The organism is Paenibacillus sp. PastM-3 (assembly GCF_029893965.1).
Taxonomy (GTDB): domain Bacteria; phylum Bacillota; class Bacilli; order Paenibacillales; family Paenibacillaceae; genus Paenibacillus_AQ.
Genome location: NZ_JARXXP010000002.1, coordinates 254,245 through 271,078 on the forward strand (window position 1 = coordinate 254,245; position 16,834 = coordinate 271,078).

Below are 16,834 nucleotides of genomic sequence, written 5' to 3' on the forward strand. Positions count from 1 at the left end.
TTTGCGGTTTTTTTTATAACTTCACCGGCAGGCCGCTCTGTGCGGATTCGAAGGCTGCGCAGGTCACCTTCAGCGTCTTGTACCCGTCCTCATAATCACTCAGGATCCGTGAGCGGTCACCGGTCCGCACTGCATACAGGAACGCCTCGCTCTCTGTCTGATAAGGATTGCCGGAACTTACATGCTCTTTACTGTCGCCGCTGCGGACCTCCAGGAGACGTTCCGGATTCCAGTCCAGCAGCCCGTTGTCGTTATAGAAGCTGATGCCGCTGCGCCCTACGCCACCAGGCAGCACGCAGGTGTTGGAAATATTCGCGATTACGCCGCTGGCCAGCTTCAGCGATACAGTCCCGACATCGGCTACAGTTACTCCCTCATGCTTCTCATGCATAATCCGGTTGCCGAACAGGCCGTACACCTCGGTCACCTCCCCGGCCAGATAACGCAGCAGGTCAACGATATGGGTGGTCTGCTCCGTGAACTGTCCGCCGGACTGCTCCTGGTTGCGCCACCAGGCTACGCCCGGCATATCGCCCATCCACTGTCCGACGATCATGCCCACTTTATCCCCCTGCAGCGCAGCCTTCAGCCGCTGGATGTTCTCCTGATACCGGAAGTGGTAGCCGACCGAGGTCAGCAGATTCTTCTCCTTGATATCCTGCAGCAGGCTCGCCGGGATTTCCGTGCTTGATCCAAGCGGCTTCTCGATAAAGAACGGAATCTCCCGCTTAATCAGCGACCGCTCAATGGCCCCGTGCGACTGCGGAGGCACACAGATGTAGACGGCATCAAGCTTCTCTGCGTCCAGCATCTCTGTTATTTCACCGTAGCCTTCTGCCCCGTACGGACGGGCCATCTCTTCACCTTTGGCCTTACTGCTGCCGCAGACGGCCTTCAGGGACACATCCTCCATCCCCGCCAGTAAATCCGCATGTACTTTGGAGAACCAGCCGGTGCCTACAATTCCGATATTTAGTGTCATGTATTTTTCCTCCTGTGGGTGCTATACAGTGGCCTGAGAAAATTATTAAATAGGCTTGAGCTGAAACTCCAGGGAATGTTTGGACTTCCGGCCGCTGTTATGTTTGGATTTCCTTATTTAAAACTGCTATCTGCAGTTGAAATCCAAAACATAGCATATGCTTCCGATGCTAGCTTTTCTTCGAAAAGCTTTCAGGCGGACGCTACGCTCCTACAGTTCCAAACTTCCCTTCCGTTTCTACTGCCTATTCAGATGTATTTCAAAAGCCCAGCTCTATAGCCGATTTTTATTCCGCCTAAATTTAAAAAACCTATTATAGGTTTGACTCTATAATTAACAGTAATTATAAGCGCTTACGTGATCACAAGGTAGTCCTGCCACTCATCCGGAAGCAAATGGCGGTAGGGATGCTGGAGGAAACGGTCGTCAGCGAGGATAATAACTCCGTTATCGCTCTCGCTGCGGATCAGCCGGCCTCCGGCCTGCAGTACCTTGCACATACCAGGGTAGACGTAGGCGTAATCGAAGCCGTTTTTGCCTGCGGCCTGAAAATAGCTGCGCAGCAGATTGCGCTCCAGCCCCACCTGGGGCAGGCCGACGCCTACAACCATTACGCCGTTCAGCCGGTCACCCGGCAGATCCACCCCCTCCGAGAAAATCCCGCCCAGCACGGCAAAGCCGAGCAGTGTCTCCGGGTTGTCCGGACGGAACGAGGCAAGAAAGCCCTCCCGGTCCGGCTCGCTCATCCCCATGCTCTGTACAAGTGTTGGCACCTCCGGATATTTTTCGGCGAACAGCTCATAGACATTTTGCAGATAAGCATAGGAAGGGAAAAAGACAAGATAATTGCCCTTCCGGGCCGTCATGCCTTTCAAGGCATCACAGAGCGGACGCAGTGAAGCTTCCCTTTCCCGGTACCGGGTGGATACCGGAAGTACCGACACCTGCCACTGCTCTTTATGAAACGGAGATGGAACAGTGAGGCTGTAATCCTCCTCCCTTGCACCGATCATGTCCCTGTAATAAGCGAGCGGTGACAGCGTGGCCGAGAACAGGATCTGGCTGCGGAAGCTCTTACCCATCTGCTGCAGCAGATGGGACGGGTCCAGGTTGAACAGCTTCAGGTACACATCCCCGCGCCGGACCTCGGCATAGGTGACGTACCGCTCATCGTAGGTTTTAAATGTACGGAGCATATTCTGCACCGAAAAATACGTATCCAGCAGCCCCTGACCCTCTTCCCCATCCTCCTCCGGTACAGGAAGAAGGGCGGAAGGAGACAGCAGCTCGGCCTCCGCCTCCAGGGAAAAGGCTTCAAGCAGGCCGGGCAGTTCCTCCGGATACGTGCTCCATTGCCCTTCCCCGTCTTCACTGCAGCCTTTGCGCAGGGCAATGAAAAAGGCATTAACGGCCTTGGCTGCGGCGCTGAGCGCCTTGTTTACCGTCTTAAACTGCCGTTGCAGACCAAGGAACGGTGCTTTCGTGAGCTCTGCTGAATACATGGCCCGTCCACGGTCAACCAGATTGTGGGCTTCATCCACCAGCAGCACCGTCTTACGCTTGCGTTCCTCCGGCAGCCGCTTCAGGCTAATCCTCGGGTCATAGATATAGTTATAATCGCAGATCACTGCATCACAGGCATACGCGGTGTCCAGCGAGAATTCGAACGGGCACACCCCATGCTTTTTGGCGTAGCGGGCAATGACCTCCTGTGTCATCAGCTTCTCATGCTCCAGTATGTCGAGCACTGCCCCGTTGATCCGGTCATAGTACCCTTCCCTGTAGGGGCAGGATTCGCTGCTGCACAGCCCCTCCTCCCGGAAGCAGGCCTTGTCTTTGGCGGTCAGCGTCACGGCATGCAGCTGCAGGCCCTGCGCAAGCAGCATTCCGATGGCCTCCTGTGCCGCCAGCCGGTTGACGGTCTTGGCTGTCAGATAGAACAGGCCTGCCGCCTTTCCCTCCCCCAGAGCCTTGAGCGCCGGAAAAAGCGTCGACATCGTTTTGCCGATCCCTGTCGGCGCCTGGGCAAACAGATTGACCCCCTCGGCAACCGATTTGTAGACGGCTGCCGCAAAGTGCCGCTGCCCGCTGCGGTAGGCCGGAAAGGGAAAGGAAAGCGCGCGGATGCTGCTGTCCCGCTGCTCCTGATGCCGGACCAGCAGCTCCGCATACGGGGCATACCTGGCAACGGTATCGCCCGCGAAAGCCTCCAGCTCAACAGCCGTCATTGTCCGGTACAGGCTCTGCTGCTCTTCCCCGCCGCGCCGGACATAAGTGAGCTTCACCGTGATATCTGTGAGCCCCAGATCCAGACAAAGGATGTAGGCATACATCAGGGCCTGAGCCCAGTGCACCTCTTTACCGGCAAAATCCGGCTCCAGCAGTTCTCCTATAGACTTGATTTCTTCTACTGTAACAGCCCCGTCCTCCCCGGTCAGCAGTCCGTCACAACGCCCGTCAATGATAAACTTAAGCCCCCCGTGGACCATTTCTGTCTTTAGGTAGACCTCTTTACGGTCGCCTTCCTTATATTGCTTCTGTATATGCTGATGAATGCGCGTCCCCTCTGCCATTGCAGCACTGCTGCTGAAGCCGGGCACCAGGCTGCCGCTGCTGAATACATATTCGACCAATGACCTTACTGATATGGAAATTTCCGCAAAATGCATTTTTTTAAACCTGCCCCCATTCTATTGCTCGCCCTTTTTGGCGTGAACTGTCGCTTTCCTGCTTTTTACTCCGTATGCTCTAATCTGAGTAAGATAACATCCGGTTCACGGACGCGCATCATTTATTACGCAGTCCAGTGAGGTTATACGGCATTTCTGTTTTTTGACATTCATCTGCCAGCGCTGCATAATAAGGTCTATTAATATAGGAATTCTCTTGTCCTTGCGCTGCATCCTCCCAGCCGGGAGCGGCGTTTCATCTCTAAGAAAGAAGGCGAAGCTGTGTCATCCCTTACTATTAAACGGTGGGTAGCCAAACCATTCGTGTTTTTCACGCTTATTTTTATACTCAAAAGCTTCCTGGCCTGGGGTGTTATTTTCGGAGATCTGCTGTCCTGGAAATCATTGATTACGGAAATCCCCTTTATCTGGGCACTGTTCTGTCTCATTGAGGCCTTCGCCTCCAAACGGAAGCTCGGACTTTACATGCTGGTCAATCTGCTTGTCACGGCAATCTTTTTCGCGGCCATTATGTACTTTAAATATTACGGCGTTATCGTCACCTACCAGGCGGCTGAGCAGGTTAATCAGGTTACCGCTGTACGCAATAGCGTCTTTTCCCTGATGGACCCGTATTATCTGCTGATCTTTTCCGATATTATCATCTTTGGCATTTATTTCTTTTTCAACAAGAAAGGCCGTGCTTATAAAAAAGAAAAGATTAACCGCCGCAGCGGCAATTCGAAATTCTCCTACAGTCTGTTGTTCGCCCTGTCGCTCGGTCTCTGTCTGTTCAATGTTCTGCCTAATAAGGCCAGCATGAACGAAATCAAGAAAGCCCAGGAAATGGGACTACTTAATTATGAGGTCTACGCGATTTTTGCTCAAGATAAACCGGAGCTGGTTGAGGCCAGTGAAATTACACAGGACGTTATTAATGAGGTAAAAGGGATCGATCCGGCGGCCGTTTCCCCGTTCCAGGGCGCAGCCAAAGGCAAGAACCTGATTATTATCCAGCTTGAATCATTCCAGACCTTCCTGCTGGGGCTTACGCTTGACGGCAAAGAGATTACGCCTAACCTGAACAGCCTGATGAAAGACAGCCTGTATTTCCCTAACTTCTATCAGATGGTCGGCCAGGGTAATACCTCGGATGCGGAATTCGTAGTCAACTCTTCCTTCTATATTCCGCCTAAGGGTGCGGCTACGATGTCTTATGTCGATAAAGAGCTGCCTAGTCTCCCGCGCCTCCTGCAGGCCAGCGGCTATCAGACCGCCACCTTCCATACCAATGACGTGGAATTCTGGAACCGCGGAGAGCTGTATAAAGCGCTCGGCTTCGAGCACTATTATGACCATAAGTTTTTCGGGGATGAGGATACATTCTTCTTCGGACCGTCCGATGAAGTGCTCTACCGCAAAACGGCCGACAAGCTGAAGGAAATGGACCAGGACGGCAAGCCGTTCTACGCTCAGGTTATCTCAATGTCTGCCCACCATCCGTTTACGATTCCTCAGGAAAAATACCAGATGAAGCTGCCAGAGCGTTACGAAGGCACCTTTGTCGGCGACTATATCCGCTCACAGAATTATGCTGACTACGCGTTCGGGCAATTTGTTGAAGAGCTGAAGGCCAGCGGCGTATGGGATGACAGCCTGATTATGGTGTACGGGGACCATATGGGTCTGCCGATTTATTCCCTGGATCATGACGATAAGCAGCTGATGGAAGAAATCTACGGGCATGAGTATGAGTACGCCAACATGCTGAACATTCCGCTTATGATTCATGAGCAGGGCAGCCTGCAGCCGCAGACGCTTGAACAGGTCGGGGGAGAAGTGGATATTATGCCGACCGCTGCCAGCCTGCTGGGGGTTTCGCTGGACAACACCATTCATTTCGGCCAGGACCTGACTGCCCAGACGTACAATTTGTTGCCGCAGCGCTACTATCTGCCGACCGGCTCCTTTATCGCCAGCTCGGGACTGCTCATTCCAGGCAACAGCTTTGAAGATAACACGCAGTATATTCTTGCTTCGGGAGGGCAGGCCCCTGCCGGAACAGAGGACGAATACAACCGGGCGCTGAGACTTCGCCAGCTGTCTGACAGCTATGTCACCCAGCTGCCGGATAGAGCGCCTGCAGCAGAATAGATTGTAGCCAGAAACAATAACAAACAGCCAGGCTCCGGTGATGGAGCCTGGCTGTTTGTTATTTCGCTGTTTCTATTCAATAAATAAGCCGGAAACCAGTCTTTCATTACCGCTCCTGCTTCTCCAGAAGCGTATAGTATTCAGCGAACTTCTCCAGTTCCTCCGGCTTCAGGATCGCCAAATGCTCGGTCAGCAGAACCAGCGAGCGGTTCTGCGCTTCCTTGAGCAGTTCCTCGCCTTTTACGGTAAGCGTCACTGATACGGCCCTGCGGTCATTCTCATCCTGCACGCGGGCGGTAAGGCCAAGCAGCTCCAGACGGTCCAGCATCACCGTTACCGCGCTCGACTTCACATCGAGCTGCTCTGCCAGCTGGATGACCCGCGCCTTTTTCTCACGGGCAATGATATGCAGCAGATGAAATTGCGGCACCGTAAGGCCGATTTCTTTATGCAATGACATCTGCGATGTGATTTTACGCTGTACTCTCCACATGGATAATCCCAGGGCTTCAATCAACGGATCAATTTTCTGTGCCATCCCTCTCACTCCCAGTCCGTTTGTCCTGCTTCAAGCGTACCATTTTCAGCAGGGAGGATTCAATGTTTTTGCCTAAACCCTCAAAAAGCATCCATTTTCCGACACAAAAATACTATATTCTCGCTAATGCTCCGGGAACATTGTTGCGCTATAATCGTAGCAGTGATAGCAAATATCACCAAATTTTAGAGAGTCAGGGCTGGTGATGCAAACAATGAAATTGGCAACAAAATTAACTTGGATGATGCTTATCGTATTACTTCTCGTCGGATCATCCATCGGGTTCTTCGGATACCGCGCTGCGTACAAGCAGTTAGACGAAGCTGCAGGTATAGAATTGGTAGGCTGCGCCAATATTACAACCGGACTCGTTGATCCCGCTGATATTTCGGCTCTGGCTGCAGGAGATACCAGCAAACTGGCTGCCATCGAAGACCGCATCGGCTGGATCAATGACCATAAACCGATTTTTAAAGAATCCTTCATTCTGTCGCTGGACGGTACGATTCTCGCGGCTGACGCCAACCTCAAAGAAAGAGGATATAAAGCCGGCGATCCGTTCTACTTCGCGGAAGAAGACAAAACTATGATTACCACCATGAAACATTCCGCATACTCCAAGGTTTATACCTATCAAGGTACCTCGCTCAAGACCGGCTATGGCCCCATCTATCAGGATCATGATCCCACAAAACCTATCATTGCTCTAATGGCTATCAATTTCGACGGTGCTCTCGTGCAGGAACGGACACAGGATATTATCCTTCAGCCATTCATCATCGGCGCATCGATTCTCGTAATCGCTATAATTGCCGCATACATATTTATCCGCAGAACCACCAGACCGCTGACCAGACTCTCCGGCTCGGTCAACACGGTTGCCAAGGGTGATCTTTCTCATGAACCCATTCTGTTCAAAAGCAAGGATGAAATCGGTACGCTGGCCCGGGATTTCAATGATATGACGGCGAGTCTGCGCAATCTCATTACTCAGGTCAACGATACTTCCATGCTGGTCGCCTCCTCTTCACAGGAGCTGTCAGCCAGTGCACAGGAGACCAACCGGGCCGGTGAGCACAGCGTCAATGTCACCATTGATCTGGCTGACGGTGCCAACACCCAGCTGCGCAATCTGGAGGGCAGCTACCGGTCTGTGCAGGAGATGTCGCGGTTCATCACGGAAATTGCCAGCACTGCCGACAGTGCAATGAACACAGCTGCAGACAATGCGCTCAAGGCCCGCAACGGGCGTGAATCCATGGATTCCACCACCTCTCAAATGCAGATCGTTAGCGAGAGCATCAGCGATCTGTCCGGAATCATCGAAATGCTGGGCAGTCATTCCAAGGAGATTGAGAGTATTGTCGGTACGATCTCCAGTATTGCCGAAGAGACCAACCTTTTGTCACTGAACGCGGCAATTGAAGCTGCCCGCGCCGGCGAGGAAGGACGAGGCTTTGCCGTAGTAGCCGGTTCTGTACGCAAGCTGGCAGAACGCTCGGCCAGCTCCGCTGCCCAGATCGGCGAGCTGGTAAGCCTCATAGTCAATCAGATGGACAAAGCCGGAGAGACCATGCGACGCTCCACCGATGAAATGGTGGAGGGCAAAGCCATGATTATTGCTGCCGGCAAATCATTCTCGGAGATTGAAACCTCCGTATCGGACATGTCCTCCCAGAGCCAGCAGATTTCCGAGACCGTCCGTGATCTGGCTCTCATCTCCAGCGATCTGGTAGCTGCCATCCAGAGCATCGTGGCTGTCTCCAACCAGACTGCCGAAGGCGCAGAGATGCTCTCTGCCTCCTCCCAGGAGCAGCTTGCTGCTATGCAGGAGGTGGAGGCTTCCGCCGCCTTCCTTTCTTCGCTGGCGGAGAAGCTTCAGGTTCTTGTTGAGAACTTTAAAATATAGGATTTGTTATAGGGTATTTCAATGACCTGGGGTTAAGGTTAAGCCGCGACTGCGGGGAATGTTTGGACTTCCGGCCGCTGTTATGTTTGAATTTCCTTATTAGAAATCGCTGCCTGCAGTAGAAATTCAAACATAGCTTATGCTTCCGTAGCTAGCTTTTCTCCGAAAAGCTTTCAGGCGAACGCTACGCTCCTACAGTTCCAAACTTCCCCTCCGCCGCTTTCACCTCAACGTTCATTTTAACACCTATAAAGAATCCCCCTTTAAAGTGGGGGATAGAAAAAAGCAGCAAGTCCTGAAAATGGACTTGGCTGCTTTTTTGGTTACTTTTAAATTACTTGGAGAGGGTTCCCCGCAGACGTTACCGCGCCTTAAGCGCAGCACTCCCCTACCGACACCCTCCCCCTGCACAATTGAAGGCTTAATCTATCTCTAATTGGATTTTCGGCACTTAATTTCGCCCTTTTTTCGCATTTACGATTATTAGGTGGAAAAAAGTCATCTATTTCGAGTCATTTATCGCTCCGGAGGTAATTACGGCAAAATTAAGTGACGTTTTTCCACCTAGTTTCCCGTCAGCATCGTTTATAAAAGAATTCGTTAGCAAAAATCCAACTGATCCAGAGGAGTCACAGTCGGTCGAGTCGCTACGGATTCACCAGCCCATTTTTGCTATAGAAAAGGGTTAAAGCAGACTATACTCGTAGCGGGGGATACATATACATCCTTATATCCGGCCAATAAACAGTTAACGCGGCAATCCGCTTGTCCAGCAGATTACCGCGTTAACAGGAGCAGCAGCATTATGTATTATTCAAGCCGTTTTCTCGATAAACCATTGGCCCAGCTCATTCACCGGCATCGGACGGCCGTAATAGAAGCCCTGCATAACCCGGCAGCCCAATGACTGCAGCAGCTCAATCTGCTCGGGTGTTTCGACACCCTCGGCGACTACCTCCATATTGAGGTTACTGGCGATGGCGATGATATTGCTGATGATGGCTTTTTTGGAATGCATTTTGCTCTTGCGGATAAACACCTGGTCGATCTTGAGCGTGTTGACCGGAATCTCATCAAGATTTCCGAGTGAGGAGAAGCCGGTCCCGAAGTCGTCCAGAGACACGCGTACACCGATATCCCGGAGCTTGGAGAGCTGGGCTACCGTCTCCTCCATATTGTTCATGGCAATGGATTCGGTAATCTCCAGCTCGAGAAAGTGCGGTTCAAGACCGGAGCTGGCAAGCGCCTCGAAAACTACATCATACAGGCTTCCGTTCTCGAACATTCTTGCCGACATATTAATCGACACAGGCACATTTGCGATCTGGTCTTTATGCCAGCGCATATTCTGGACGCAGACATCTTGCAGCATCCAGTAGGTAATCGGTACGATCAGCCCGGTCTCCTCGGCAATTGGGATGAATTCCGCCGGAGAAATGATCCCGTGATCCGGATGCTTCCAGCGCAGCAGCGCCTCGAGGCCGACAGTGACATTCAGCAGAGAGTCCCATTTAGGCTGATAGACCACCATAAATTCCGAGCGGGCAAGCGCCTTGCGCAGATCCTTCTCCAGCGACATGCGCCGGAGCTGGCAGCGGTTCATCTCCTGGTCGAACACACTGAACTTGTTCTTGCCGGAGTCCTTCGAAGTGTACAGTGCCGTATCGGCAGCCTTCATCAGAGCCGAGCGGTCCGTGCCATGCGCCGGTGTCATACTGATGCCGACACTGGCCGTCACATACAGCTCATTGCCTTCAATGCTGTATGATTTCTTGAGCTCCTGCAGAATGTGCAGGGCCTCCTCCTGGGCGTTCTCTATACTGGAATCCGGCAGGGCAATCAGAAATTCATCGCCGCCGAGCCGGAAGACCTTACCTTTGGAGCCTACGCATGATTTCAGCCGGTCTGCAACCTCCTGCAGCAGCAAATCGCCGATATCATGCCCGAGTGTATCATTAATCGATTTGAAGCGGTCCAGGTCCACAAAGAACACTGCTCCCGGATTGTCCCCGAAGAACTCATCCCTGAAATAGCGCTCCAGACCATGGCGGTTCGGCAGCTCCGTCAGCGGATCATGATAGGCCATCCGTTCCAGCACATGCCGGTCAAGAAACACCGCCCCGCCGGAGATAGCCAGCATAAACAGGGTTACGAGGGATACTCCGGTCAGCAGAATTACATCTGTCTCCATGACAACAGGCTTGGTTCCGCTCCATCCGCCGTATTGAAAATAGCTTGTTCTAAGGCTTATATAGTGCATACCAGTAACTGCGAATCCGATGAACAGGGCGGAAGCGAACTTCCAGCGCCGGCTGAAATATTCCTGCTCCCGGAACCGCCGAAACAGAAAAATACCGATGTAAGATGCCAGCAGGGCTATGAGAACGGAAATCCCCTGGGCGAGCGGCTCATAATGCATCTTGCCATTAATCTCCATAGAGGAGATCCCGATATAATGCATCACGGAAATCCCTGCACCCATAATCAGCCCGCTAAGTGTCAGCCGCCACATCCTCTGGCGGGGTACAATGGCAATCCACAACGCCCCGAAGCTGCAGAGCATGCTGACCAGCAGGGATAAGACTGCTCTGCCCGGACGGTAGCCGATCTCAAACGGGAAATGGGTAGCCATAATACCGACGAAATGCATGGCCCACATTCCGCTGCCGAGTATGCATGCGGCTGACACAAGCCAGAGCCGGCGGATTCTTCCTGAGGACTGGGGAACCTGGGCAATCAGGTTAAGCGCCGAATAGGCTGCAGTAACAGAAAGTGCAAAAGATAGTAAAACAATCCAAGTACTATAGTGGGTTCCCATTTGATCCATAGTTGACCTCTTCACCGGTTATATTATCATTATCGTTGCAGCTCATTCTCAAGTACAAAAATCTATTACGAATATCAGATAAACGGAAGAGTGTATAGAGATTATAGAATGCTATGAGAAGTAACTTTAGCTGTATTCTACCTTGTATTTGCTATACTGTCTAAGTAAATACTGGAACTTAGACCCTTTTTTCGAAGGCGGCAAAAAATGTCCATATTTGTCCGTACCTGCGGGGTTTTCCCGGCTGGCAGCTATTATCCCCCCAGCTCTTCCCGGGGAAAAGAACTGCGCCAGATCCACCAATTGGCGACTACCAGAACTGGAGCATAGATGTAAATTCCAAACGGAATCAGGCTGATCACATAATGAAGCCCCGCCAGTCCCATCAGAATAAACATCTGCACAAAGGCGCTCCCTGTAAAATCCTTTTGTCCGGCAGCGCTGTACTGCTCCGAGAACGGCAGTGACTTCGGCAGAAGACGGAAGCACAGCACCGAATAGAGCAGCAGGGCAGGCAGCACGATAATCAGGTGCGGCAGAAAGCGCAGGCCGAATACCCACAGAAAAATGGCCCCTTCAATGACGAAAAGCGGTATCAGCAGCCGAAGGATAGCCGCCTTGAGCATTCCCCGGTAGACTGGAGATAATCCGGGCAGCGGAATCGTCTTGTAGATCCAGGCCGCCCGGTAGCTTGTAGAATAACGCAGCATCTGCACAGCAGTCATCATCAGAAGCGCACAGAAGTAAATGAACAGGAACGCCTTGGTATTGCGCAGCTCCTCCAGACCTCCGCCGCCCCACAGGATATTAAAGATGAAGATAAACGGCAAAATCATGGACAGGCCGAAGGTAGGATACACCTTGAGCTTGAAATCACGCTCATTACGCATCATTGACCAGGTGAAGCGGAAGAACAACGCCTCCTCCTTGCCCTGACAGAAGAGCTCTGACAGCCGTCGGGCCATATTTCCGCTGTCCTTCCCGGCCCCCTCCTCCGATGCCAGCTTCTGCAGGCTCTGTTCAAACAACGGCATAAGCTTGATATACACCGCAAGCAACAGCACCGGAACCACCAGGGCCAGCACGGACATGACGGTCAGATGAACCGAACGGTTCCCGGCCAGAAGAAGCTCGAAGGGCGAAGCAAACCAGGCCGGGGCCAGCAGATACTGCCACCAGGCCGGTTCATAGGATACTGTCAGATCGGCCAGATTGAACAGGCGGGAGACCAGCTGATAGCCTACCGCAATTCCGATGGACAGAATGATCTGCACATAATTAATGATGTCCTTCAGCTTCTCCCCGTCAAAGACCCGCAGAATCAGTAAATAGATCAGCGCTGTAATGACAAGGATCAGGCAATCCATCAGAATGACGGCCGCAGCATATATAAGGAAGAAAACGATTCCCTGCTTGAACAAGGAAACGATCAGCGAAGGGCCTGTAACCGTCAAGGTTAAAGTAAGCAAATAGATCAGGATATGTAAGCTCTTCGCCATATTCAGCGTCCGGCGGTCCACCGGCTTGGAGAACAGGATATTTTTATCCCGTAAATCCAGCATTACGGAGGAAAAGTCTGAAATCAGCGTCGTTGCAATCATAAACATCAGAATGGCGAAAGTAATACTCATAGTAAAGATATAATTGCCGTCCTGCACGACGAAAAGGATCAGCATCAGGCCAAGCAGCAGATAAATCCACTGTATACGGAAGGGCGAGCCTTCTGAGGAAGTCTGCTTGCTGTCCTTCCCTCCGGCGAGCACAGTCGGGGTACGCCTTGCGTCCATTGTCAGTTTGACCTGTAGAATACTGCGCAGCACGGGGTAGTCAACACCGGTTCTCCGGAATACGCCCTGCAGCCGGTCAAGCAGCTTCAGCACATAAAATTCAGTCATTGGAGTCACCTTCACCAATAACTGCAACGAATTCCCCGGCAATGTCCCGGAAACGGTCGAATCCGGTCAGCTCGTTGAAAATCGCTTCAAGCGAGCCTTCACGGCTCTTCTCCTTCAGCTCAGCAAAGCTTCCGTCCGCCACAATGTCCCCGCCGTTAATCAGGATGATCCGGCTGCTTATTTTCTCAACCACGTCCATAATATGCGAGGAATAAAAGATCGTCTTGCCGCGGGCGGCCAGCGAAGCAAAAATCTCCTTAACGATCATCACACTATTGGCATCCAGCCCGCTCAGCGGCTCATCAAGGAACAGGATATCCGGATCATGCAGCATGCTCGAGATCAGCAGCACCTTCTGCCTCATCCCTTTGGAATAGGAGGCAATCCGCATATTGAAGGCATGCTCCAGATTAAGCAGCCCCATCAGCCGCTCTGCCTTCTGCTCGGCATCGGTCCGTTTCATCCCGTAGAGCTCGCCGATAAAACCCAGATATTCTTTGGCGGTCAGGCTGTCGTACAGCTCGGCAACCTCCGGAACATAACCGATCCGTCTTTTGTAAGCAGCGTCACCGTCTGAAATATCTCTGCCAAAAATCCGGACCGTACCCGTGTAGCCTTCGACCAGACCCAGCATAATCTTGACCGTGGTGCTCTTGCCTGCCCCGTTCGGTCCGATATAGCCGATAATCTGGCCGGGGTAGACCGCAAGGTTGATTCCCCGCAGCACCATTCTGTCACTGTAATTCATCCATAGGCCTTCAATTGAAATAACCGGTTCTTGCGCATGATTCATGAGTATAGAAACTCCTTTCAGTAACCGTAATAGGAAATGCACCAGACAGGTTTCCAGCAATATTCCTATTCTACCAAAATTCAACTTAAGCAGGCTATTATAAATGTGCATAGCAAAAAAACCTCCGTACCCGCTGCTACAGCGGATACGGAGGTTTTTGCCGTTTATTCACATTATGTCAGGCTGACCCGCTCCCGCCGCCGGGCGGATTCAAGGCAGGCTTCAATCAGCCGCATGCTGAGCACGGGATCATTCTCTGCGGCAAACGGCTTCCCTCCGTTTACGGCAGCAGCGAAGTGATCAGCCTGCGCGACATACGGATTGGCGCCGGTTGCTGCAAACCGGCTTACCTCCCCGCCTTTGTACACAAGAAAATCGGCATCTTCAAATCTGGCGTTGAACGGCATTGGAATCTCGATCATCCCTTCCGTGCCGAGCACCTCCAGCAGCTGGCGGTTATACGCCCACATTCCGCAGTCAAAGGTCAGGCTTGCACCACCCGGGAACTCTACCAGGCCTGAAGCCATCATGTCCACGTTGTCATGCTCCGGAGAAAAGATTGCCTGTACCGTAACCGCTTCCGGTTCCGCATTAAACAGCAGCCGCGCCGCACTGAGCGGGTAGCAGCCGACATCATACAGTGAGCCGCCGCCCCAGGCTGATTTGAAGCGGATATTGGTCGTATCCGTTGCATCGTTATAGGTAAAAGCGCCGCGGATCGCCCGCAGCTCACCGATATCGCCCCGGGCGATGATCTCCCGCAGCTGCGCAATACGCGGATGATGCCGGTACATATAGGCTTCGGCCAGATGAACGCCCGCCTTGCGGCAGGCCGCTACCATCTCCTCCGCCTCCGCGCTGCTGAGCGCAATCGGCTTTTCACACAGCACATGTTTGCCTGCTTCGGCTGCACGGATCACCCATTCCCGGTGCAGGTGATTGGGCAGCGGAATGTACACAGCGTCAATCCCCGGATCGGCCAGCAGCTCTTCATAGCTGCCATAGGCCTTGCTGACGCCGAACTCCGCCGCGACCTTACTGCTTTTTTCCAGACCCCGGCTCGCTACTGCCTCGATCACACCTGTCTCCGATTCCTGAATGGCCGGCATGACCGAGCCGGTTGCGATCTGGGCACAGCCGAGTATTCCCCATCTGAGCTTCTGCGTCATAGATGCACACCTTCCTTGTATAAGAATAAGAACGTGAATATATCTACTGACACCATATCACAGAATAAGAATCATCACTATTTACACTCAGATATTCAAATTACCCAGCAGAACAGCAGCAGCCAGCACAATAATCCGCGCCGTACTCATCAGCACAAAATTTTTGACCGACAGGATAAAGGTGGAGGCCTTCTCCTGCTTCTCGCGGAACAGGGCAATATTCCGGCGCAAGGGAACTAGCGTAAGCAGCAGCAGCGCCACCAGCAGCGGATGGACCCCGAGAATCAGCAGAACGATCATATCGAGAAAAGACACATAATAGAGCAGCTTGAACAGCAGCAGCGCATGGTTACGGCCGATATAGACCGGCAGGGTATACCGGCGGTTCTCCAGATCGTCTTCGATGTCACAGATATTGTTGGCCAGCATAATCCCGGCAATTCCTAGAATGGCGGGCACCGAGAACCAGAAAAGGTACACAACCTCGATAAGGTTGACATGCAGATCAACCCAGCCTTCCCGCAGCAGCAGCGTAACCACACTCTGGTCCGAGTGGATGTAGGCCGAAATAAAGATGATCACAAAGCCCATAAAGAGCCCCGAAAACAGCTCGCCGAGCGGCATCCGCGAAATCGGAATCGGCCCGAAGGAATAGAGGATACCAATCAGGAACGACAGTCCGCCCAGCAACAAGATCAGCAGCCCCGTCTGAAAGACAAGGGCAATGCCCCCGCCTGCCGCCAGAATGAGCAGGATGACGATGGTCAGGACCACCGTGCTTTCTTTTAGCTTATAGCGGACAATGGCATTATGGGTTTCATAGCCGTAGCCATGCTTTTTGGCCGCTTTTTTGAAATCATAATAGTTGTTGATGGCCGTTGTCGCCATATCGAAGCTGAGCAGGGACACAAGCATCAGAATAAACCGCAGCATATAAAAATCCTCAAACCGGTACAGCGCATACAGCGTCCCCAGCAGAAACGGAAGCATACTGGCCACCTTGGTCGGCAGCTCCACAAATCGCAGAAAGCTCCTTACATTCACCGCAACCCATCCTTATCCTTCAGAAAATACACCATTTGCAGCGGTTCCGCTGCTCTATTTACAAGCCCGTTTCATTAGCGTGCAGTCGTTGTTACGGTCACCGGGGACCATTCAGCGATAACGGTCTGGCCGTGTGCCGACACGCTGCCTTCCGGGGTCAGATCCTTTTCCGTCATAATGCCGAGGGCCACGGTGAAGCTGTTGAATTTAACCGGAACATTCTGCTCGCGGCGTACTTCCCTGCCGTTAACATAGAAGACAGCCTCATCGTTACCGCGGTGGTACGTAATTTTGTAGGTGTTGAATTCGCGCGGCTTGAAATCCTCCGCCTCTGTGAAGATGCAGAAATACTTCGTGCCGCCTGTATCCGGAACCTGGACACCCGGGAAGGGCAGAATGCCGTAGACGCTCGCGTATTTATCATTGCCGGCAAAGAAATCAAGCGCCGCACCGGTCGTGAAATCAAGCAGATTCAGCGAGACGTACCCGTCGTACAAATCTCCGGGAGCCGTACCCTGTGTGCGGGCGCGGATCTGCAGCTCAAAGCTGATCTCCCCTTCCTCGGGAATGTTCACCGGTTGCGCCGAATAATACATGTGCTTGGCGTTGTCAAGAATCTGCACCTGGTTATGCTGGCGGCTGAGCTGCGCCCGGACATACAGGTAGCCGTTACGCACAATAACTACTGCTTCAGGCTCACGGTATGCCCAGAATGAGCCGTCAGGCAGCGCAAAGCCGCCCGTTTTCCACACTTTTCCCTCCGACAGAATGGTATGAAAATCCCCGAGTACAGTCTGGCTGCTCACCGCCGGCTGAAGCTGTTCCGCCTGTTCTTTATTGTGGTCCATCATTAT

The 16,834-nt window shown here is 52.5% G+C and carries 11 protein-coding genes; 2 read left to right on the forward strand and 9 right to left on the reverse strand.

Annotated elements, in window-relative coordinates; genetic code table 11:
- Window positions 1-13 precede the first annotated feature (13 nt).
- Both M2108_RS04965 and M2108_RS04970 read right to left on the reverse strand, forming a co-directional pair.
- Window positions 14-982 carry a Gfo/Idh/MocA family protein gene (locus M2108_RS04965; protein ID WP_277468124.1) on the reverse strand — a complete coding sequence of 323 codons (969 nt, stop codon included), beginning with the start codon at window positions 980-982 and terminating at the stop codon, window positions 14-16.
- A gap of 353 nt (window positions 983-1,335) precedes the next feature.
- The gene (locus M2108_RS04970; protein WP_277468123.1) at window positions 1,336-3,651 is read right to left on the reverse strand and encodes an ATP-dependent DNA helicase; all 2,316 of its coding nucleotides are present in this window, start codon (window positions 3,649-3,651) and stop codon (window positions 1,336-1,338) included.
- Between the two features lie 282 nt (window positions 3,652-3,933).
- Here M2108_RS04970 and M2108_RS04975 point away from each other — a divergent pair, with 282 nt between their 5' ends.
- Window positions 3,934-5,805, forward strand: coding sequence for an LTA synthase family protein (locus M2108_RS04975; RefSeq protein WP_277468122.1), 1,872 nt, complete (start codon window positions 3,934-3,936; stop codon window positions 5,803-5,805).
- A gap of 106 nt (window positions 5,806-5,911) precedes the next feature.
- Here M2108_RS04975 and M2108_RS04980 read toward each other — a convergent pair whose 3' ends face one another.
- The gene (locus M2108_RS04980; protein WP_277468121.1) at window positions 5,912-6,343 is read right to left on the reverse strand and encodes a MarR family winged helix-turn-helix transcriptional regulator; all 432 of its coding nucleotides are present in this window, start codon (window positions 6,341-6,343) and stop codon (window positions 5,912-5,914) included.
- A gap of 214 nt (window positions 6,344-6,557) precedes the next feature.
- On the opposite strand from M2108_RS04980, the gene M2108_RS04985 reads away from it, so the two are divergent.
- Window positions 6,558-8,252 (forward strand): methyl-accepting chemotaxis protein, encoded by a 1,695-nt coding sequence (locus tag M2108_RS04985; RefSeq protein ID WP_277506103.1) that lies wholly within the window; start codon window positions 6,558-6,560, stop codon window positions 8,250-8,252.
- A gap of 814 nt (window positions 8,253-9,066) precedes the next feature.
- Here the strand turns inward: M2108_RS04985 and M2108_RS04990 are convergent.
- The 6 genes from M2108_RS04990 to M2108_RS05015 form a co-directional block, all read right to left on the reverse strand.
- The gene (locus M2108_RS04990) at window positions 9,067-11,079 is read right to left on the reverse strand and encodes a putative bifunctional diguanylate cyclase/phosphodiesterase (RefSeq protein ID WP_277468119.1); all 2,013 of its coding nucleotides are present in this window, start codon (window positions 11,077-11,079) and stop codon (window positions 9,067-9,069) included.
- 254 nt (window positions 11,080-11,333) lie between these two features.
- Window positions 11,334-12,974 carry a hypothetical protein gene (locus tag M2108_RS04995; protein WP_277468117.1) on the reverse strand — a complete coding sequence of 547 codons (1,641 nt, stop codon included), beginning with the start codon at window positions 12,972-12,974 and terminating at the stop codon, window positions 11,334-11,336.
- The gene (locus M2108_RS05000) at window positions 12,967-13,767 is read right to left on the reverse strand and encodes an ABC transporter ATP-binding protein (RefSeq protein ID WP_277468116.1); all 801 of its coding nucleotides are present in this window, start codon (window positions 13,765-13,767) and stop codon (window positions 12,967-12,969) included. Before M2108_RS05000 ends, M2108_RS04995 begins: the two co-directional genes overlap by 8 nt.
- Before the next feature lie 173 nt (window positions 13,768-13,940).
- On the reverse strand, window positions 13,941-14,936 hold the full coding sequence (locus M2108_RS05005; RefSeq protein ID WP_277468115.1) for a Gfo/Idh/MocA family protein: 996 nt from the start codon (window positions 14,934-14,936) through the stop codon (window positions 13,941-13,943).
- Between the two features lie 87 nt (window positions 14,937-15,023).
- Window positions 15,024-15,980, reverse strand: a complete 957-nt coding sequence (gene menA / locus M2108_RS05010) for a 1,4-dihydroxy-2-naphthoate polyprenyltransferase (protein WP_277468114.1) — start codon at window positions 15,978-15,980, stop codon at window positions 15,024-15,026.
- Window positions 15,981-16,054: 74 nt separating this feature from the next.
- A complete protein-coding gene (locus M2108_RS05015) occupies window positions 16,055-16,831 on the reverse strand; it encodes a DUF6081 family protein (protein ID WP_280776903.1) in 777 nt (258 codons plus the stop codon).
- Window positions 16,832-16,834: the final 3 nt, after the last annotated feature.